The organism is Sphingobium sp., from assembly GCF_036170395.1.
Lineage (GTDB): Bacteria > Pseudomonadota > Alphaproteobacteria > Sphingomonadales > Sphingomonadaceae > Sphingobium.
In genome coordinates this window covers 65,891-86,768 of sequence record NZ_JAVHPD010000070.1, presented here as the reverse complement: position 1 = coordinate 86,768, position 20,878 = coordinate 65,891, and the positions used below count along the sequence as shown (strand labels likewise).

Annotated in this window: 13 protein-coding genes; all 13 read right to left on the bottom strand. The window is 65.7% G+C overall.

Going from position 1 to position 20,878, the window contains the following annotated elements:
- Position 1: 1 nt before the first annotated feature.
- The 13 genes from V2B31_RS17515 to V2B31_RS17455 all read right to left on the bottom strand — a co-directional run bounded on the left by V2B31_RS17515 (position 2) and on the right by V2B31_RS17455 (position 20,788).
- Positions 2–1,852, bottom strand: a complete 1,851-nt coding sequence (locus tag V2B31_RS17515; protein ID WP_328280914.1) for a bifunctional sugar phosphate isomerase/epimerase/4-hydroxyphenylpyruvate dioxygenase family protein — start codon at positions 1,850–1,852, stop codon at positions 2–4.
- Positions 1,849–2,742 carry a shikimate dehydrogenase gene (locus tag V2B31_RS17510; RefSeq protein ID WP_328280912.1) on the bottom strand — a complete coding sequence of 298 codons (894 nt, stop codon included), beginning with the start codon at positions 2,740–2,742 and terminating at the stop codon, positions 1,849–1,851. The genes V2B31_RS17515 and V2B31_RS17510 overlap by 4 nt, the downstream gene beginning before the upstream one ends.
- 63 nt (positions 2,743–2,805) lie before the next feature.
- Positions 2,806–5,757 (bottom strand): TonB-dependent receptor domain-containing protein, encoded by a 2,952-nt coding sequence (locus V2B31_RS17505; protein WP_328280910.1) that lies wholly within the window; start codon positions 5,755–5,757, stop codon positions 2,806–2,808.
- A 66-nt stretch (positions 5,758–5,823) separates the two neighbouring features.
- Positions 5,824–7,116: an MFS transporter gene (locus V2B31_RS17500; protein ID WP_328280908.1), complete on the bottom strand. Its 1,293-nt coding sequence runs from the start codon at positions 7,114–7,116 to the stop codon at positions 5,824–5,826.
- Positions 7,113–7,568 carry a type II 3-dehydroquinate dehydratase gene (locus V2B31_RS17495; RefSeq protein ID WP_328280906.1) on the bottom strand — a complete coding sequence of 152 codons (456 nt, stop codon included), beginning with the start codon at positions 7,566–7,568 and terminating at the stop codon, positions 7,113–7,115. Before V2B31_RS17495 ends, V2B31_RS17500 begins: the two co-directional genes overlap by 4 nt.
- Before the next feature lie 115 nt (positions 7,569–7,683).
- Positions 7,684–8,751, bottom strand: a complete 1,068-nt coding sequence (locus V2B31_RS17490) for a hypothetical protein (RefSeq protein ID WP_328280904.1) — start codon at positions 8,749–8,751, stop codon at positions 7,684–7,686.
- Positions 8,748–9,281: a DUF3237 domain-containing protein gene (locus tag V2B31_RS17485; RefSeq protein WP_328281074.1), complete on the bottom strand. Its 534-nt coding sequence runs from the start codon at positions 9,279–9,281 to the stop codon at positions 8,748–8,750. Before V2B31_RS17485 ends, V2B31_RS17490 begins: the two co-directional genes overlap by 4 nt.
- A 5-nt stretch (positions 9,282–9,286) precedes the next feature.
- The gene (locus V2B31_RS17480; RefSeq protein ID WP_328280902.1) at positions 9,287–10,897 is read right to left on the bottom strand and encodes a carboxylesterase/lipase family protein; all 1,611 of its coding nucleotides are present in this window, start codon (positions 10,895–10,897) and stop codon (positions 9,287–9,289) included.
- Positions 10,897–11,889, bottom strand: a complete 993-nt coding sequence (locus V2B31_RS17475; protein ID WP_328280900.1) for an alpha/beta hydrolase — start codon at positions 11,887–11,889, stop codon at positions 10,897–10,899. Before V2B31_RS17475 ends, V2B31_RS17480 begins: the two co-directional genes overlap by 1 nt.
- Positions 11,890–11,972: 83 nt before the next feature.
- Positions 11,973–12,632, bottom strand: a complete 660-nt coding sequence (locus V2B31_RS17470) for a TetR/AcrR family transcriptional regulator (protein WP_328280899.1) — start codon at positions 12,630–12,632, stop codon at positions 11,973–11,975.
- Between the two features lie 143 nt (positions 12,633–12,775).
- A complete protein-coding gene (locus V2B31_RS17465) occupies positions 12,776–15,718 on the bottom strand; it encodes an amidohydrolase family protein (RefSeq protein WP_328280897.1) in 2,943 nt (980 codons plus the stop codon).
- A 23-nt stretch (positions 15,719–15,741) separates the two neighbouring features.
- Positions 15,742–17,595: a gamma-glutamyltransferase family protein gene (locus tag V2B31_RS17460; RefSeq protein WP_328280896.1), complete on the bottom strand. Its 1,854-nt coding sequence runs from the start codon at positions 17,593–17,595 to the stop codon at positions 15,742–15,744.
- 49 nt (positions 17,596–17,644) lie between these two features.
- Positions 17,645–20,788 carry a TonB-dependent receptor domain-containing protein gene (locus V2B31_RS17455; protein ID WP_328280894.1) on the bottom strand — a complete coding sequence of 1,048 codons (3,144 nt, stop codon included), beginning with the start codon at positions 20,786–20,788 and terminating at the stop codon, positions 17,645–17,647.
- Positions 20,789–20,878 lie beyond the last annotated feature (90 nt).

Here is a 20,878-nt window from a genome sequence, read left to right as displayed (position 1 = left end):
CTCAATGCGTCTGCTTGAACCGCTCCTGCGCCGCCAGCCGGACTCCGGCATTGGGTGCGCCATAGCCTTCATACCCCGTCCTCTCGACGAATTCGAAGAAGAAGCGCTTCTGGAATGCGCGGCTGTAGAGCTGTCGATATTCTCCGCCGTCGTTCTGATCGTAAAGCAGATGGGCATGTTCCATCGCGCTCACCGCCTTGGGATCGAGGCCGAAGCGAGCGCGAAGATCGTCATAATAATTGCCGCTGACCTCCAAAATCCGCGCCCCGCTTCGCTGGAGTTCCTCGGCCTTTTTGACCAGGTCTTTGGTGGCAAAGGCGATATGCTGATAGCCGCCGCCGAAATTTTGCTCGACGAAGCGGGATGACAACGTGCGGGCGGCCTCCGACGCATTGAGCGTGATGCGCAGAGCGCCGTCCGCGGTTTGCAGCGGTTGGCTCAGGACCAGCCCGGACGGGTCGATGACGTCCGCCTGCGCGCCGTGATCGAGTCCGAACAGCGACCGCCAATATAGTTGCCAGGACAGATATTCCTCGATGCGAACGACGGCCGCCAGATGGTCTATCGTCAGGTCGCGGGCATCGTGCGGCGCTCCTGTGGGCGCAAACTCGGCGTCCCACATCGCCGCCACCTCATCTTCGCCGATGACATAGATGATGCTGCCGCCAATGCCGCGCAGCGCCGGCAGAGCGAGATTGCCGGGCGCGTCCTTTTCGCCGACGGCTTTGATGCCGAGATGCTCGGCTCGCTTCGCCACGGCGTCGCGATCCTGCACCACCAGCCCGACCGCGCAGATGGACGGGCCGTGGGTCACGGCGAAGCTATGGCCGAACCCCTGCGGTTCGGCGTTGATGACAAGGTTCACGGCGCCCGACTGCCACCGCGTCACGGCCTTGGTCCGGTGCGTCCCGGTGCGGACAAAGCCGAGCGAGCGGAACATGGTTTCCAGATCGGCGACATCGCGGTCCTCGACGGCAAATTCGATGAATTCGGGCCGCGGGTTGGCGGGGGGCGGCGGTGCGGCGGCGGGGCGGCCCAGCAACCGGCAGGCCGCATCCTCGACATGGCGGAGCGACCTTAGCCCATCCTGCGCGATCAGGTCGGCCGACCAGCCCCGAAACCGGTCGTTGAAGATTTCCAGGCTGAGCGGCCCATCATATCCGGTGCGGCGGATTTCGGCGACAAAGTCGTTGACCGGCAGCCCGCCCTGTCCGGGAAAATTCCTGAAGTGCCGGCTCCAGTATAGCAAGTCCATGTCCAGCCTCGGCGCGTCGGCCAATTGCACGAAGGCGATCTTGCTGCCGGGAATGGCGCGAATGCTCTCGCTCGCTATGCCGCGCGAGAGCGAATGGAAGCTGTCGAGCAGGATGCCGATCGCGGGATGGTCCACCTCCTCCACGATCGCCCAGGCATCGCGATGGTCAAAGACATGGCGGCCCCAGGCGAGCGCCTCATAACCGACGATGATCCCGCGCCGTTCGGCGCGTTCGCCCAGTTCCCGCAGATCGGCGACGATCCGGCTGCGTTCGCCCAATGCTTGCGGCGCGCAATTGGAGCAGACCAGGATGCGGTTCACGCCCAGTTCGCCCATAAGGTCGAACTTCGCCTCCGCCCGGTCGAGCGCGCGCTGGCGCAGCGACCCCGGCATCCCTTCAAAGTCCCGGAACGGCTGATAGAGCAGGCAGGCAAGGCCAAGGTCGTCGAGCAGCGCACGCACCTCCCTGGGGCGCAGGGGGCAGGCGATCAGATCATTCTCGAATATCTCGACGCCATCGAAGCCCGCCGCCGCCGCCGCGCGCAGCTTTTCCTCCAGCGTACCGCTCAAGGATACGGTGGCGATCGCATAGGTCATCCAGCCCTGCCCTCCCTGTCGTCCCCGGACACCAGAGCAGCCCTGAAATTTGCCGCCATGCGCGCGCTGTCTGCGACCCTGCCGGTGAAATGCTCGAAAGCGCCCGCCGCCTGGAACACCGTCATGCCGCTGCCATCGAGCGTGGTGCAGCCGACCTGACGCGCCTCGCGCAGCAATTGCGTTTCCAGTGGGAAGTAAACGATGTCGGTCACCCAGAGGGCGGGGCGGAGGAACGCCTGCGGCACGGGCGTTCCCGCATAGCCCGCCATGCCGATGGGGGTCGCATTGACCAGCCCGTCGGCCTTATCGATCATAGCCCTGAGGTCGCGGCCCACGACAGCGCGGCCGGGACCGAATATGGTGCAAAGCGAGGCGCAGAGCGCGGTCGCGCGGTCCTCGTCCGGGTCGAACAGCACCAGCGCCTGCGTTCCCATCTGCAACAGTCCATGCGCCGTGGCCGCGCCGGCGCCGCCCGCGCCCATTTGCACCACGCTATCCATGCCCGCCATCGGCAGCCCGGACCGCAGATTGTGCATGAACCCGCTGACATCCGTGTTGAAGCCCAGTCGCCGTCCCGCGCGGAACGCCACCGTATTGACCGAGCCGATCTGCCGGGCCTCCGGCGATAGTTCGTCCAGGTGCGGGATCACGGCCTGCTTGTAGGGATGGGTAATGTTGACCCCTGAAAAGCCGCTCGTCTGCAATGCATCGAGCAATTCCGGCAGATAATCGCCATCCTTGCCTTCGGCGGCCAGGTCGAACAGGCGATAGATCAGGCGGATATGCTGCGCATCCGCTTCGCTCTCGTGCAGCCGCGGCGAAAGCGAGCCCTGAATATCACGCCCGATAAGGCCGGTCAAATATCGGGCGGCAGGAAGGACTTGGGTCAAGATCGTCATATCCGCTGGAGGATGGGAAGGCCGCCCCCGTCCAATGACGGAGGCGGCTCTTGCTCAGAAGTCGAACTTCGCGCCGACATAGAAGGACCGGCCGACCATGTCGTATGTCCCGGGATCGGTGCCGTTCTGGGAGCTGGCGACGAACGGGATGCCCTTGTCGAACAGGTTGGTGATCCCCGCCCGCAGCTGGACATTCTCCGTCACGTCGACCGTCGAAAACAGGTCGAACAGATTATAGGCCTTCACCCCGACCTGCTCTGCGGCGGGCGTGGTGATCGCACTGATGTCGCGCATCTTGCCCTGATAGCGCCAGCGCACGCCCATGCCGAAAACATCCGAACCATAGCCCAGCGTCGTCAGCGCCTTCCAGCGGGGCAGAGGACGCCCGATGGTGCTGGTGCCCACAAAGTCCTGCGAGGCCGTGCCCGGCAGCGTCTGCACCTTATAATGGTTGAGCCATCCGATCGCCGACGAGGCATAGATGCGCCCCGATCCGTCGCCCAGCCCCGCTTCGGAAAGCTTCAGCGACCAGTTCAGCTGAACGTCGATGCCGTCGGTATCGAGCGCGCCGAGGTTGAGATAAGGCTGCGCGATAGCGACCAGCTGCCCGGTCGGATCGCGCTGGATCAGCTGGCAGAACTCGTTGGCGTTGGAATAGCTGCTGTTCGACCCGTCGAGATTATAGCATTTCGCCAGCACCGTCAGGCCGTTGATGGTCGAAATCACGTTGCGGATCTTGATGTTGTAATAATCCACCGACAGCGAGAAGCCCGACAGCCATGGCGAGGACGCCTTGGGATTGAACACGAAGCCGATATTGTAGGTGTTCGCCTTTTCGGGCGTCAGGCCGCTATTGCCCTGGATATTGCCGCCGGTCGCCGTGGTCGCGAACTGATAGGCGTCGATCGCCGCGGCCGGTATCCCCTGCGCCAGGCAGAGCGTGCGGACCTGCCCGCCATTGGCCCCGGTTCGCGCCGACGATCGTATGTCGCACGGATCGCCGATTGCGGCAGGCGGCGTTCCGATCGCCAGCTGCGTTCCGGTGACGGGGGAGAACAGTTCGCCGATATTGGGCGCGCGCACCGCCCGCTGGTAGCTTCCCCGGATCAGCAGCGCTTCGACAGGCTGCCACCGCCCGTCAAATTCGTAGCTTTTGACGCTGCCCGTCGGCTTATAGTCGGAATAGCGGAACGCCGCGCCGACCCCCAGTTCGTGGAAGAAGGGCGTGTCCGACAGCACAGGCACGTCGATCTGCGCGGCGAATTCCTTGACGCTGATCTCGCCGCGCGCCGGGTTTGATCCCACGACGGCCTCGACATTGCTCGACACCAGATCGGGACTGGGATCATAACGATAGCTGTTTTTGCGATAGCCGGCGAGCAGCGCCAGCTGCACCGGTCCGGCCGGCAGATCGAACAGCGGCCCGTTCACCTGCGCCTGCGCCTGCGTCTGGGTCAATCGCTCGCGGCTGTTAACGGTGGCGGTCACATAATCCTGGCACGCCTGCGACAGCCGTGTCGCGTTGGCGATGCTGAACGGGTTGAAGCCGCCCGCGCACAGGGACGCGCCGCCGTCCGCCGCGTTGAGCAGGGTCTGCACGCGATTTTTCAGCACGGCGTTGAACATCGACTGGTCGTGCACCGTTTCGTCCCACGCCACGAACGCATCGAACTTCCACCCGCCGGTAATCGTGCCTTTCAGGCCGCCCAGATATTGCTGGACCCGGTAATTTTCGTCCCATCCCTTGTCGCCGATGCCGACATAGCGCGCGCTCCAGCGGAACGGCTCTGCCGGGTTGGGGCGGGACGCGAGGAGGGTGCGAAGGTCGGCGGGGATGAAGGGGTTGGTGACGGGAATCGTCGTGAACGGCGCAAATTGCGTCAGGCTGCTGCCGCTTTCCGTCGTCACGGTCGTATCGACGTACAGGAACTGGCCGTAGGCGGTGAGCGATTCGGTCAGATCGAACTCGCCCTTGGCAAAGGCGGACTTGCGTTCAAACGCATTGAGGATTTGAAGCTGCGGCCCGACCGGCATCCGCACATTGCCGCCGACCACGGCATAGGCGTCCGTGCGCGGCCCCTGATAGTTGATCGCGCCTGTCTGCACGAACAGCGATCCATTGTCGTTGAAGCCCAGATTGAGCGTCCGGTTGATCGGCGTCGTCACGCCGTAGCGGGCGAACACGCCGTTGAGCGCCGCCTGGCTTGGCAGGTTGAGCGCATTGGGCACGAATGCGCCCGTTCCGATGAAGGAGGAGGGCACCTTGTCCGCGAAGAAGCCGCGCTGCGCCCCGGAGAGCGGATCGCGATCCGCATAGCTCAGCGCCAGCATCAATCGACCCCGATCGTTCGCGAATTTCGTGCCGAGCGCGAGCGAGGCGTTGAACTTGCCATAGTCGCCACGGAAGCTGTTGCCGTTCTGAATGTCGGCCCGCACGCCGTCGAAATATCGGTCGGTCTTGAAATTGACGACGCCGGACATGGCGTCCGACCCGTAAATGGCGGACGCGCCGCCGGTGATGACATCGACCGATCCGATGATCGATTCCGGCAGGATGTTGATATCGACATTGCCGTTGATGTCGGACAAGGGCAGACGGCGGCCGTCGAGCAGGATGAGGTTGCGGTTGGACCCCAGCGCGCGCAGGTTCAGCGTAGCGCGTCCGCCCGCGCCCTGCCCGCCCGTTCCTGCGTTGCCCGACGGCGTGAAGCCGGGCAGCTGATTGAGCGAGTCCTCCAGCGTAATCTGTCCGCTCTGCTGGACAAGCTCGTCGGACACAGTGACGATCGGACTGACGGCGACACTGTTGGGCCGCGCGATCAGCGATCCGGTGACGACGATATCGGCGCCGGGTTCTGCCGCTGAGGCGGCCGGGGGCGCCAGCGCGGTCGAGGCCGCCTCCGCCGGGGCCGTATCCTGCGCGCGCGCGGCGCTCGCCCCCACGCCCAGCGCCAGCGCGACGAGCGATCCCCCAAGCCGCAGGCACAGCTTAAACTCTGATCTCATCCCATCCTCCCTTTTTTACTAACTAGTTCGTTAACAATGACACACAACCATGTGCGCGGCTTTGCATCAATCCAGTTCCACCCGCCGCACGTCACCGACGATGAAGACATAGGCCGCCGCTCCCACCAGCGCGAGTATGCCGATGAAGGCGAGAGCGCCGTAGAAGGAGCCGGTCTGGCCGACGATCAGACCGACGACGATCGGCGTCACGATCCCGGCGAGGTTCGCGCACAGGTTGAACACGCCGCCGGTCAAGCCGACGAACTGGCGCGGCGCGACATCGGAAATCAGCGTCCAGCCGAGATTGACCATGCCCTGCCCAAAGAAGGCGATCGACATGATCGCGATCACCACCGTGTTGCTCGTCACGAAATTGGCGAGAATGATCGTCGATGCGAGCAGCAATCCCGCGACGATGGGCAGCTTTCGTCCCACATTGGCCGATCCGGTGCGGCGAATGAGCATATCCGAGATCTGCCCTCCCAGGAGGACGCCGACCGATGCGGCGATATAGGGCAGCACCGCGAACGTCCCCGACTTCAGCCAATCCATGCCCCGCTCGGTAGCGAGATAGGTCGGAAACCAGGTCAGGAAAAAGACCAGCGTCGAATTGCCGCAGAACTGGCCGATCGACGCGCCCAATATCTGGCGCTGCGACAGGAGCTTGCCGACATTCGACCAAGAAAAGGCCGCCTTCCCGGCAGGGCCGTCTGCGGTCAGCCCTCCGCCGGCCCGGATATGGTCGAGTTCCGCCTGGTTCACCCGGCGGCTGTCGCCAGGATCGCGATAGCGCGCATACATGACGAGGCCGAACAGCATCCCGAGCGCCCCGGCGATCAGGAACAGCGCGCGCCAGCCGAAACTGCCGACGATCCAGAACAGGACCGGGCTGAAGAAGGCGAGGCCGGCATATTGCCCGACGGCATAGACCGAATTGGCCCGGGCGCGTTCATGCTGCGGGAACCAGCTGCTCAGGATGCGGCTGTTGCAGGGATAGCAGGGCGCTTCCGCCACCCCCAGCGCGAGACGAAAGCCGAACAGCATCGCCACATTCGCCGCCATGCCGTGGAGCAGGGTGAAGAAGGACCAGAGGATCAGCGAGCCGGCATAGGTTATCCGCGCGCCCAGCCGGTCGAGGATCAGACCGCCCGGAATCTGGGCGGCCGCGTAGGTCCAGGAGAAGGCGGAGAAGATGACGCCCATCATCTCCGGCGAAATCGCGAGTTCCGCCGTGAGCGATGGCGCGGCCACGCCCATGACGGCGCGGTCCATATAGTTGAGCAGCGTAGCGACGCTGATTAGCCCCAGAACACCCAGCCGCGCGCGCGTCGGGCGATGAGTCCCCGTCTCGGCCGTCATGCCGCGTTCCGCCTGTCGATCTGAAGCAGGTGGCGCACCGCCAGCACATAGCCGTCGATCCCCATGCCCGAGATGATCCCCGTCACCCATTGGGTCATGATCGACTGGGCGCGCCACGCCTCCTCGCGCCGGTGGATGTTGGACATATGCACTTCGATGATCGGGCAGTCGCACATTTTGAGCGCATCGAGCACCGAATAGCCGGCATAGGAGAAAGCGGCAGGGTTTATGACGATCCCGAAGGCGCCGATGCGCGCATCGTGCAGCCACTCGACCAGCTCATGTTCGGCGTTCGACTGGCGAAAGACTAGGTCGACACCGCTGCCGTCCAATTCGGCGCGGCAGGCCGCTTCGACGTCGGCCAGCGTGTCACGGCCGTAGATATGCGGTTCGCGCACCCCCAAAAGGTCCAGATTCGGCCCGTTGAGAATATGAATGAAACGCTGGCCCATGTCGGCCCGATCCTCCCCATCCTAAGCCGCCCGGTCGCTTGCCTGGTCTTGCGGACTCACGCCTATCCCCATTCGTCCGTCTAAGCAAGCATTATGTACGAGCTAGTTCATACAATCATTTCAGAATGGCGATCCGGTCGGCCTGATAGGAACCCAGCCACAGCCTGCCATCGACGATCACCGCGGCGGACAGGCCGTTGAAGACCGTGTCCGCCGGCCCGGACGCAAGCACGGACATGCGGCGCGTGGCCGGATCGAGCTGCGCGACTCGCCAGGCCCGATGGCAGAGCATGGCGTCCGCCACGCCATCGATGATCTTGCGCTCGCCGCCGCATCCCGGTTCGTCCCGCGCCATGCCGGCAAGCAGCAGCCTGTCGCCATCCCAATGAATATTGTCGGGCATGAAGTCGGTCGCTTCGACCCGCCAGAGCGGCTGCCGCGTGTCCCGCCGCGCATAAGCGACGACCTGGCGCAGCCCGAAGGCGATGACATAGAAGCCGCTGTCGTCCCTCGCCGTTTCCAGGCCGTTATTGCCGGGCAATTCGGTGCCGGGAAGCAGGCGAAACGCGCGCTCGTCCGGCGCGCGTTCAAACACTGCGCCCGTGACCCTGCCGAGCTCGAAATCCGTGATCGTCGTCCCCGGCCGCGTCAACACCGTGACGATCACCGTTCCGTCGCTATAGGATGCGACGGAATTGGCGACATGCCCCTCGGGCATCGGCATACAGCCCTGCCAGCGAAGGCGCGGCTGGGCGGCGGCATCGGTAAAATCGACCGCGAACCGCTCGATGGCCTCGCGCCCGCCATGATTGACGACCAGCAGTTGCGCGTGGCCCGGCGCGGTCACCCGGAGGCTGATGCCGCGCGCGGTGAACAGAGCCGGGTCGGGCGGGGTGTCGCAATCGGAATAAAGGCGATCATGCGCGATCTGATCTCCCCGCCCGGTAAACCAGAACGCCGCGCGCCGCGCGACACTGTCGACGATTTTGAGACCAGCGCCGGTCGAGAAGCCGCTTGCGATGATCCATCGCGTTCCTGGGATATGCGCCAGGTCTTCAGGCTTGCTCACGCCGGTCACGAAATCGAATTGGGTGGACGAAAGCGCCGCCTGTTCCGGCATCCCCTCGCGCGGCAAGGCACAGCCGCCCAGCAGCAGCGCCGCTGCAAACAAGGCTTGCCTCATGTCACGCGATAGACGCGAATGACGACCGCGGGCTTGGGCGCATCGGCAGGGGGCGTGCCGATGGTGCCGACGAACACAGCCTGGTTGAGCCAGCCATGGCGGCCCTCGGGCGCCTCGAAACTCGGGATCGTGCGGAGGTAGCGCTGCTTGGCGCCCGGCACTCGGCTGTTCGTCAGCCCGACATTGCGGACATGGATCAGCGTGCCGTCGTCGGCCTGCATCATATAGTCGGCCTCGATCACGGTCCAATTGTCGGCGCGCTGCAACTGCCAGTCCGCGCCGCCGCCCAGCACCTTGCCCGCTATGTCCGGCCCCTTGAACCACCCGCCGATGATCGGCACGCGACGGCGGGCGCCAAGCGGGGTCGCGCCGACCTCGATCGTCGGCTCCAGCGTCACCAGCGCCTCATAGACGAAGGCAAGCCCCGGCTCGTCCGCGCCGGCGGCTCTGGCATAAGCGACGGGCATCGCTGTCGCCACGGCAGCGACGGCCCCGGCCCTGAGCGCCTGCCGCCGGTCCATGTCCCGCATCGCGCTCAATCCCTCACCCTTGGCCGCTCCTGCGGCGGCGCAGCGGTGCGCAAGGCCGGCAGGATGGCAAAGCCGGGCCAGTCGATCATCCCGTCGCTTCCGGCCGGCGCCTCGTTGCCGAAAAGATGAAGGCGCGGACGCGCCAGATCCAGCGCCGGCCACGCCGCGCCCGGCTTGCCCGTCCGCGCGAACGCGAGCAGATGATCCATCATGTCGCTCGACAAGGCCCGGTCATAGGCTGTCCAGTCCCGCGTGACCCGAAAGCGATTGAGGCTGTCCAGCGTGCCCAGCCAATAGGGCACGTCCGCCGTATGATAGGCGCCGACCGTCGCCGGATCATGATCGGTGAAGCGGACGCCGGGGCGATAGGGGTGGGTCCGCGCGAAGAGATAGGCGAATGTCGGCGATCGGCCTCTGCCCTGGCCTTTGGCCCACTCCGCCATCTGAAGCCCCAGCGTCATGTCCCGGTCGATGTCGCGCGCGGCCCGGCGCGCCTCCTCGGCGGTGTCTGCGGGATAGGCCTGCAAGAGGATGGCGGCCTGCTCGCCAAATGCAGCGCGCACGGCGGCTTCATAGTCGGCCACGCTGCCCACAGGGCCGATGGAGCGGAAAAACTCGTCCCGGGTGAAGCCGATCAGCGCCGGCACATCATTCTGCCGCCCCTGCGCGAACATCTGCTCGGGCGTCGACGTCAGCACCTGCCCGTCGAGCACGATCGGACGCCGACGCAAGGGGGCCGCAGCCGCCATCACCCTGTCGGCCGGAATGTCGCGCATGTCCTCGACAGAGGTCGCGCCCAGCGCCCGCTGCAACGCCATGCCCTCTTCTTCCGCTTGCCCGAGTGGAGCGGGCGTCATCATCGGGCCGAACGCGCTGCCGCTCATCCCGATCACGCGATGGAACAGGCCGCTGGCGGCCGGGCTGGCCTGCAACAGCGATACCGACATCGAACCGGCGGATTGCCCCGCGATCGTGACATTGCCCGGATCGCCGCCAAAGGCGCGGATGTTGCGCTGGATCCATCGCAGCGCCGCGATCTGGTCCTTCAGGCCATAATTGCCCGAATGGCCGGCCCCTTCGGCCGTCAGGCCCGGATGCGCCAGGAAGCCGAGCGCGCCCAGCCGATAGGCGACGGCGACATAGATCGCCCCCTTCCGCGCCAGCGACTCGCCCGAATAATTCGCCATCGACGCCGAGCCAAGGTTGAACCCACCGCCATAAATCCAGACGATGACCGGATATGCCTCTCCCTTGGGCGGCGGGGCTTCGGGCGTCCAGATGTTGAGATAGAGGCAATCCTCGCTGGTCGCTTCTTCGCCGAAATAGTGATTGATGTTTCGCCCGCGCAGCGGCTGGATACATTCGGGCGCCGGACGATCGGCGTTCCAGACGCGTTGCCAGGCTGCATGGGGCTGCGGATCGCGCCAGCGCAGGTCACGCACCGGCGGCGCGGCGAACGGCACGCCCAGCCAGGCTCTGACCCCCGATGGCAATGTCTTGCCGGCGATCCGCCCCTTGTCCGTCTGCACCGGATCGCCGGCGGAGCGCTCGACCACCTGCGCTGTCACAGGCGACGCTGCGGCCAGCAGCAGCGCGCCGATCCATGCCCGGCGCATCAGCGCCTGCCCTTCAGATGCGTGTCGAAGAAGCGGAAGCTAAGGTTCAGCGCCCGCAAGCTGGCCTGCCGCGTCGCCGCTGCGTCCGCCCCGATCCAGCTATGCCCCACATCGGGAATGATCTCCAGCGTGACCGGCGCCCTCGCTGCCCCAAGCGCCTCCGCCAGTTCCTTCGACTGCGTGACCGGCACTGTCCGGTCGTCCGTCCCGTGAATCAGCAGCATCGGCGGATCCTTGGCGTCGACATGCGCGACGGGGCTTGCGGCGGCGATGCGATCGGCGGGGCATTGCCCCTTCTCGCAATCCAGATAGGCGTTTTCGGCACGCGGGATGGCGGATTGCGGCATGGTCGCGAAATCATAGACGCCATACCAGCCGACGCCCGCCTGCACGCAATCGCTCTGGCTCGCATTGCTCTTGTCCTCGCCCGTCGCCCCGCGCCCGCAGTCGAGCGCGGCCAGCGCCGCCAGCTGCCCGCCGGCCGAGCCGCCCCAGATCGCGACCCTCGCCGGATCGATGCCATAACGGGCGGCATTCGCCTTCAGAAAGCGGATGGCGGCCCGGACATCATCGATCGCCGCCGGAAACGGCGCCTCCCTCGACAGGCGATATTCCAGCGAAGCCACGACATAGCCCCGCGCGGAAAGCTCCGACAGAACGGCGGTGAAGTCGCTGAAAGCGCCCGATTGGCGCGTATGCCCGTTCATCCAGCCCCCGCCATGGACATAGATGACCAGCGGCTTGGTCCCCTCGTCCCTGGGGCGGTAGAGGTCGAGCGTGATCGGCCGATAGCCGGGGATGATGGAAAAGGGGATGTCGGTGCTGACGCGCACCCCATTGCCGAAGGTCAGGATGCGGTCGGGCATGGGATCGCCCAATGCCGGTTCGGGCGATGTCGCGGGCGCCGCCTCCTGCGCGCGCGCGCCGCTTGCCGCCGCAAGCGCAAGCAGAAGGCCGACACCGACGAAGCCTACGCGAAATGCCTTGCGCATATCTCTCTCCCTGCCGCTCGATCCAATGTGAGCGAACTGTTTCGTACATTGCTAGCGGGGGACGGAGCGCTCGGCAAGCGCAATCAGCGCCGGCACCAGCTCTCGATCACGTCGATCACGCTCGCGCGGCGACGGGCAAGCGCCTTGGCGGAGCTCATGTCGCGCTCAAATCCGAACGAAAATGTGTAGCGGTTCGACACATTGTAAAAACATAGCGCGCTGATGGTCATGTGCAGCTCGACCGGGTCGATTCCCTCCCGGAAATGCCCCGCCGCAACGCCCCGCGCCAATATGTCGCGCAGATGGTCGATCACCTTGCGGTTGCGCTCCTTGATGCCCGGCACTTCGCCGACATGCGCGCCGCGGAGGATATTCTCGTTCATCACCAGGCGGACGAATTCGGGATGCTGGTTATGATAATCGAACGTCGCGCCGACAACGTCGCGCAGCGCTTCGTCGGGCTTCAGGCGATCGCGCTGATTGTCGGCATCGACTTCCCGGACGGCAGTGTAGGCCCGCTCCAGCACGGCGCGATACAGGCCTTCCTTGCCGCCGAAATAATAATAGATCATCCTCTTAGACGAATGGGTGCGTTCGGCGATCTCGTCGATCCGCGCCCCGCTCAGCCCCTTGTCGGCGAATTCCGCCGTCGCGACCTCCAATATGTTGAAGCGCGTCTCCTCCGCCTCGATCGCGCGCGAATTGCGCGCGGCGTCGTTCTTGGTCGATGCGGCTTTGGCCACCTGGAATATCCTCTAACGTCGGGTCCGGCGGATCGCCATAATCCGCAATCCCGGCATATTCCATATGTCTCCCGCCGTTGCCGCCCCTGGCGAGTCAAATGCCGCCCCGTCCCTCGTCTATATGTCCGTTCGCAGCGCGTCCCTCATGGCTTCAGCATATCCTGCACATCGAACATCGTCCCGTTCGCCATGACCTTCACGACGTTGAACGTGTTGGCGATGTCGGCGCGGGGATCACCGTTCAGCAACACGATGTCGGCGAGCTTGCCCGCCTCCAGCGTGCCGGCGTCGAGCAGCAGCGCCTTCGCGCTGTTGACCGTCGCGGTCTGGAGAGCCTGGAACGGGGTTAGCCCCGCATCGACATAGGAGGCGATCTCCGAATGGAGGTTGGTGGCGATGATCGTGTCGGTGCCCGCCGTCACCAGCGTGCCGGCGTCATACATGGCCTTCAGCGACTTGAGGCTTCCCCCCATCAGCGGGCGCAGCAGCGTCGCCATCGCGTCCGTCTCCCGCACCGATTTCTGCGCCCAGACGGGGTAGAGGTTGACGCGCGGATCGTCGCGATAGGCGGGGTGCTTTTCCAGATAGCCGGTCAGCGATCCGAACATCGTCGGCGTGAGCGTGCGGCCGCTGCGCGCGAACAGCTGGATCACATCCTCATAGGCCATCCCCATAGGCCCCTGTTTGGGCGAATAGCCGCGCCGGCTGGTCGCGCCCAGATGCTCGGTCGCATCGACCCCGCTATAGGCGGCGGGGTAGATTTCATGCCCCGATACCGGAATGCCGAACGAGTGCGCCGCCTCCACGATGCGCCGCTGGTAGAGATCGGGCATCCGCACATAGCTTTTCATCAGGTCATATTTGAGCAGGCGGATGCGCTCCAGCTCCCGCTCCAGATGGGCGGGGCTGGAGACGGCGATGCCCATCTTGTAATAGACGCGATGCCATTCCATCAGCGAAGAGCCGGTGTAGATGCGCGGTCCGATGCGGACGCCCGCCTCGCTCGCCTCGCGATCCTCCAGCCCGTCATAGACCTGCGCGCCCGGATCGCGGACGGTGGTGATGCCGTAGGCGAGCCACGCCTTATGCTGGTTCGCGCCGAAATCCTTCTGCACATGGCTGTGATGTTCGATGAGGCCGGGGATGGCGGTAAGGCCGGTGCCGTCGACCAGCGTGCCGGTCGTGTGCAGCGCCGGATCATGATCCTGCACCGCGACGATGCGGTTGCCATCGACGACGATATCCTTGTCATGCTGGGTTTCGTCGCGGACGGAATCGACCAGATTGCTGACATGGATGATGGTGCGGCCGCTGGGCTTGGCGAGGGTGTAGCTGAGGTCGAGCGGCACGTCGGCGACCTTGCCGGTTTCCAGATCGACGGTCTTGAGCTTGTCGGCCGATTGATAAAGGATCGTTCTGGAATCCGCCGTCCAGGTCGGGAAATAGGCGATTTCGGAGCTGTAACTGCGCGGCGGACCCATCGGCTTGCCGCCGGGATCGACCGGCCAGACCTTCAGCAGCCCTTCGTAGATCGCCGCCATCTTGGTGCCGTCGGGCGACCAGGTGGGGCCGCCGCCGCCGCGCGTATCCATCGACATATTGGCTTCCGGGATCTGCCAGAAGGGCTGGCCCTTGCCATCGGCGGGGATCACATAGACCTGGTTGGTGCCTTCGCGGAAGCTGTTGGAATATTTGTAGGAGAGGCTGATCGCGACATATTTTCCGTCCGCCGACCAGCTGGGACTGCCGGGCTGGCCGAGCGATCCTTGCAGGCGCGTGATCTTGCCCGTGGCGACGTCGATGATGCACACGCCCGCAACGCCCCAGCGGCCGTCGACGTCGATATAGGCGATGCGGCTGCCGTCCGGCGACCAGGCCGCGCCGAGCGGCTGGGTGTCGATATTAGTGAGCTTGCGGTCCTTGCCGGTCGCAAGGTCGCGTATCCAGAGTTGCGGCAGGCCGCCGCCCTTGTCGGAGGTGTAGGCGATCTGCTTTCCGTCAGGCGACCAGGCGGGATCGGCGTCCATCGCGCCGTCCTTCGTCAGATTTTCGGGCGCGCCGCCCTTGGACGACATCAGGTAGAGATCGCCCAGCGCGACGAAGGCGATGCGGCTGCCGTCGGGCGAGATGGTCGGGTGAACGATGCCGAGCGCCTTGCGCGGCGCCGCGCTGTCCCAGTCGCGCCTGGCGCGGGTGTAGTTCGGCTTCACATATTCGAGCGTGGCGGAGAAGGGGATGGTCGCCGTCTTCGTGCCGGCACGATGACGCACGTTGCCGTCCGAGACATAATAATAGCCGGTCTTTCCCCAGGAGATGCGGAACGGAAAGACATTTTCCGCGCCGCTGACCGGCGTGCCGTCGATTTCGAGCCGGCTGCCCTTCGCGTCCTGCACGACATAGGCGAGTTCGCCCTTGGGGCCGAAGGATGGCGCATCGACCCGCCCCTCCACCGCGCGCAACGGACTCTCCGCGCCGGTGGCGAGCGTCGTTGCATAGAGGCCGGTCTTTGCGCCGTCCGTGCCCGAATAGGCGATGCGCGCGCCGTCCGGCGACCAGCTCGGCATCCGGTCCTCGCGCGGGTTGTTACTGACCTGCTTGATCGCGCCGGAGGCGAGATCGAGCGTCCAGATGTCGTAATTGCCGCTGCGGTCGGAGGAGAAGGCGATGGTCCGGCCATCGGGCGAGAAGGCCGGTTCGCGATCGTCATAAGCGCCCTGGGTCAGCTTGCGCGCGTCGGTGCCGTCGGGTTTCACCGTCCAGAGGTCATAGCCGCCCTCGCGATAGGCGAAATAGGCGAGCGACTTGCCATCGGGCGCCCAGACCGGCTGGCGGGCGTCGTTGAAATAGTCGGTGATCCGCACCGCCTTGCCCCCCTTTGCGGGGATGATCCAGAGGCTGCCCTGAAGATCGACCGCGAGCCATTTGCCGTCCGGGGAGACCGATACGGCCATCGACGTGCCTTCATGCACATCGAAGGCGACGGGCGTTTCGCCGCCGGGCGGAGGCGGGTTGGCCGGCGCGGCATGGGCGATCGGGGCGCCGCAGAGCAGCAATGCGGCAATGGTCGATTTCATATTGCAGGTCATGCCCTGCTCTCCTGTCGCTTGTCCTAATATCCGACTGCGTAGCCCATGCGGCGCGGGTCGGCCCCGGCCATGCGCGCGCCCGAGGGATCGACCATGATCCCCTGCACGCTGCCGATCGCATAGGGGCCGACCGGTTCGATCCGGTGGCGCATCGCTCGCAAGCCCTCCAGCGAGGCGGGCGCAAAGCGGCTTTCGGCCTGGACGGTGATCGCAGCGCCCGGCTGGTAGAAATTGGGTTCCGCGTCGAGCGCGAAGCGCGGCGCTTCGATCGCCGCCTGGATCGGCATCTGCCGGTCGATGGCGTTGACGAGGAACTGGAACTGGGTCTGGCCGATCGTCTCGCCGCCGGGCGAGCCGAAGACGAGTTTCAGCCGGCCCTTTTCCAGCACGATCGTCGGGCCATTGCCGAGCAGCGGCACCTTGCCCGGCGCGCGCCTATTGGGATGGCCGGGATAGGGCGCGGTGGACCCCAGGCGCAGGCCGTTGTTGAAGAGGATGCCGGTGCTACCCATGACAAGGAAGGTGCCGAAGCCGCCGCCTATGGTAGTCGTGACCGCGATGGCGTTGCCGTCCGCGTCGACGGCGGACAGGCTGGTCGTATCGCCGGGACGGGCGCGATCGTCTCGCGCCGCGAACCGGCTGCGCGCCAAGGACGCAAGCGCAGGCGTGCCGCCTTCGGGATAAAGGCCGGCGCGGGCGGGATCGATTAGCTTGCGGCGCTGCGCGGCCCAGGCTTTGGACAGCAGCCTTTCGACAGGCGTCCGGCTGAAGCGCGGATCGGCGGCATATTTATAGACATCCGCCTTGGCGACCTTGATCGCTTCGATCAGCAGATGGGTGAGGCGCGGGTCGTCAGGCGGCAGGGCGGCGAGGTCGAACCCTTCGACGAGGTTCAATTGCTCGCAGACTTCGAGGCCGGTGCGCGAGGTCAACGGGCTGCAATAGACGTCGAGGCCCCGATAGTTGGTCGTGACCGGCTTGTCCCAGCGCGGCTGATAGCTTTTGAGATCGTCCAGCCGCAGCCAGCCGCCAGTCGCTGCCGAGAAGCGCGCGAATTCCTGCGCGATCGGCCCCGAGTAGAAATAGTCATAGGCCGCCTGAAGCGCGCGGTCGCGATCGGCCCCGCCCTTCAAGGCCTGCGTCTCCGCGTCGGCGAGCGACTGGAAGGTCCGCGCGAGATCGGGGTTGCGGAAGATGGCGCGCGGCGCGGGCGGCTTTCCGCCGGGCAGGAAGATCGCGGCGCTTGTCGGGTAGAGCGCCAGCGTCTTTTGCGCGCGGGCGATGAACAGGGCGATCGACGGATCGAGCGGATGGCCGTCGCGCGCATAGCCGATCGCGGGCTCCAGCAGCACCGAGAGCGGCAGCTTGCCGAAGCGGCGCGCGAGCGCGATCCAGCCGCCGAACGCGCCCGGCACCGTCAGCGCCTTGGGGCCATGATCCATCGCGGCGGGATCGCCGTTCGGATCGAGCAGGCGGGGCGCACCGCCGGTGAAGGCGAGCGCATGGACCGCGCCGCTCCTGCGATCAAGGCAGGTGGCGAAGCCGTTGCCGCCCGCGCTCGATGCCCAGGGCTCGACCACGTTCATGACTGCCATCGCCGCGACCGCCGCGTCGGCGGCTGTCCCGCCCTGCATCAGCATCCGCGTGCCCGCCATCGCGGCGAGCGGATGGCCGGCTGTGACGCCGCCATGGGGCATCGGCACTTCGACGCGGTGGGCGGCGACGCTCGCCCCGCCCGATCGTGGCGCATCGGGCGCCCGGGCGCCTGACTGCGCGAGCCCCGACCGCGGCAGGGCGGCAAGGCCAACGCCCGCGATCCCCGCAGCCAGCAGTTCGCGCCGGTGAACGGTGCCGGGTTGTGAGTCGCGGTCGGTCATGACGTCCTTTTGTCCGACGAGCGGGAGGGCGCGCGCCATCCCCCTTGGCTCAGAAGCTCTTCTTGAGGCTGGTGTACCAGTAGCGCGCCTGCGGCGTGTAGACGCTCGACAGATAGCCGGCCGACGACAGCGGCGGGTCTTTGTCGAAGATGTTGCGCGCACCCACCTGGATCGAGGTGCCGTTGAGCGGACCGTCATTCTCGAACGTATATTGGGCGTAGAGATTGACGGTCGTCTGGCCCTTCACCACGAACTTGGTGTTGCTGGCGTCGAACACCGCATTTTCATACACATCGTCGACAAATTGGGTGAAGGCGCCGATCTTGACCGGCCCCATCGTCCAGTCCAGCGTGGCGGAAATGCGCCAGCGCGGCTGGCCGTCGCGGCCGATCACGTCGCCGCCGCCCTGGATCGGCACCGACGCGCTGATCTGGCCCGCCGCCTGCGCGTCGATCACCTGCTGCACGGCGGCAGGCGCATCGACATAATAGCTGATGAGGCGCGAGGCGTTGACGTTCAAGGAGAAGGTGCCGAGCGCGGCGGTCGGCAGATAATAGTCAAGGCCGAAATCGATGCCCTGCACCGTCACCGGCAGCAGATTCTGGAAATTGGCGACGACATAGAGAAGCTCACCCACCGGCGCGAGGCCGGTGCCGGCGGCAAGGTCGATATCGGTCTGCGTGGGCGCACGGCGCACGACATTGGGGTTGGTGCTGCCCTGGGTGCGGAGCAGATAGTCGAGGTTCAGCGCATTCTGATAGTCGAGCAGACCGACGACATTCTTCTGCTGGATCTTCCAGCGGTCGACGGTGAAGGTGACCTTGCCCCAGCCATCGCCCAGCGGCGGGGAGAAGACCGCGCCGAAGCTCCAGCTCGTCGATTCCTCGGGCTTCAGGTTCGGGTTGCCGCCGCTGCGCCGCAGGACGGAGATGCTGCGCGCGCATTGCGAGAAATTGCCGATGCGGCCGGCGCGCACGTCGGCCTCGCAAAGGACATAATCGATGCCCTGGTTCACGCGGTCGAGGGTCGAGGTGTTGATGACCTCCAGGTTGGGCGCGCGGAAGCCCTGCGACCAGGAGCCGCGCAGGCGCATCCCCTGCAACAGCTCCCATGATCCCGCGATCTTGGGCTTCGCCACCGATCCCACGTCGCTATAATCCTCGTAGCGGCCGGCAAGCTGGAATTCGAGGCTGCGGAAGAAGGGGACTTCCATGTCGGGGCTGAAGATCGGGATGGCGAGTTCGGCATAGGCGGACTTGACGTTGCGCTTGCCGCGCACGTCGGGCGAGGGGCTGGCGCCGCCCAGGTCCGAACCGTAGAAAATGCCCGTCACCGCATCGGTATAGGTCGTGTCGACCCCGGCGACGCCGCCCTGATAGGTGGAGCGATTGTCGTGATAGGTTTCGCGGCGATATTCGATGCCCGCCGCGATGCCGATGCTGTTGCCGCCCCACAGGCCGAGCAGCGCGTTGTTGGAAATCTTGAAATCGCCGAGCGCCAGGCTGGTGCGGGTGCGGCGGGTCGCGTCGATCATGAAGCTGTCGATCGTCGCCTGCGCATTGGGGGTGCAGTCGCCGATCGAGGGCGCGTCGACGCAGCCGCCGTTGAAGGGATTATAGGCGTCGGGCGTCGTGCGGTTGATCGCCTGTTGCAGCAGCGTGTTGGAGAAATTCCGCTGCGTGTCGGACGCCGTCGCCCAGGTGTAGAGCGCGGCGGTGTCGAAATCCCAGTCGCCCACGCTGCCGCGCAGGCCCCCCAGGAAGCGATATTGATAGTTGGTGACGTCGACCGGGCGCGATCCCACATCGACATAGCTGAGCGCGGTGATCTGCACCGGCAGGCCGGTCGCCGGCACCTGCGCGGTGGAGAGGCCGGGCAGGCGATTGGGCGAGCCGACCGGCCCCAGCGGGTTCCAATAGGCGTTGGCGGCGACGGTGATGGGAATGTTCGCCAGCGATCCCGGCGCGCCGATCGTCGCATGGGTAACCCCGCGATAGAAGCCCGCCTCGCCGAACAGGGTCAGGTTGTCGGTCAGGTCATAATGGGCGTTGGCGAACAGGTTGATGCGGCGGACCGAAGGCTGTGTCGTCAGATCCTTGAAGGTGCCGGGCGAATCGAAGCGCAGGTTGGAATCGACCGTCGCCATTTCGGTGACGCCATTGCCGTCGTCATAGCACATGCCCGGCGTGCCCGAAGCGATGCGGCAGCCGCTGTTGGCGTTGGGCTGAATGTGCCACTGGCTCGATGCATTGGTGAAGGCGGTGCCGTTGCTGGTGATGGCGCGGTTGAAGAAGCTGACGAGGCCGTTGGCGCTCGGCGTCGCGTTGAGCGCGCGGAACGTGCCCCAGGGCGTCGCCGTGCCTGTGCCGTTGAAGGCGTTCACATTGGCAAAGGACGTGCCGGCCACGAAGCGCCGGCGATCGGCGAAGGCGGTATAGTCCTGGTCGGCAAGGTAGAGCTTCGATTTGCGGGCATAGCCTGCGAACAGGGTGATGTTCCCGCGCCCTTCGGCGAAATTGGTGCCGACCAGGCCGTTGACCGCCAGTTCGCGCAGGTTCGTGCCTTCCGCGCCGCCATATTGGATGTCGAACCGCGCGCCCTTGTAATCGCTGTTGAGCACATTGTTGACCACGCCCGCCACGGCATCCGACCCGTAGAGCGCCGCCGCGCCGTCGCGCAGCACTTCGACCCGCGCGATATTGCCGACGGGGATGGTGTTGGAATTATAGCCGAAGGTCGGGACGCCCGAATCGATGACGCCGGTGATCGCCTGCGATGTCGGGTGGAGGACGGTGCGGCGGCCGTTGATGAGCAGCAGCGTATTGCCCTGCCCCAGGCCGCGCAGCGACACGGTTGATACGTCGCCGCGCGCCGCATTGGCGTTGCCGCCGCCCAACACTTGTTCGTTGAAGGTCACGCCGCCCAGTTGCGGGATGGAGCGGTAAAGGTCCGCGCCGGACACGGCGGCGACCGCTTCGATCTGCTGTTCGCCAACGACGTTGACGGGCAGCGCCCCGGCCGTGTTCGCGCCCCTGATCTGCGATCCGATGACGACGATTTCGGCGGCGGGCGGTTCCTCGCCCTGCGGCGCTGCATCGCTGGCATTTTGCGCAGCGGCGCTGCCGATGGTGAGGGCGCTCAGGCTGACCCCCGCGATGATCCGTAACTGACCGGCTGTGACCTTGACCCTCATGCTGCTGTTCCCCTGTCCTGCGTGCGCGCCTTTCTTTCAGGTCCACTCCGGCATGATGCGGGTCCATCGCGCCGCGCAGCCGGGCGAGCG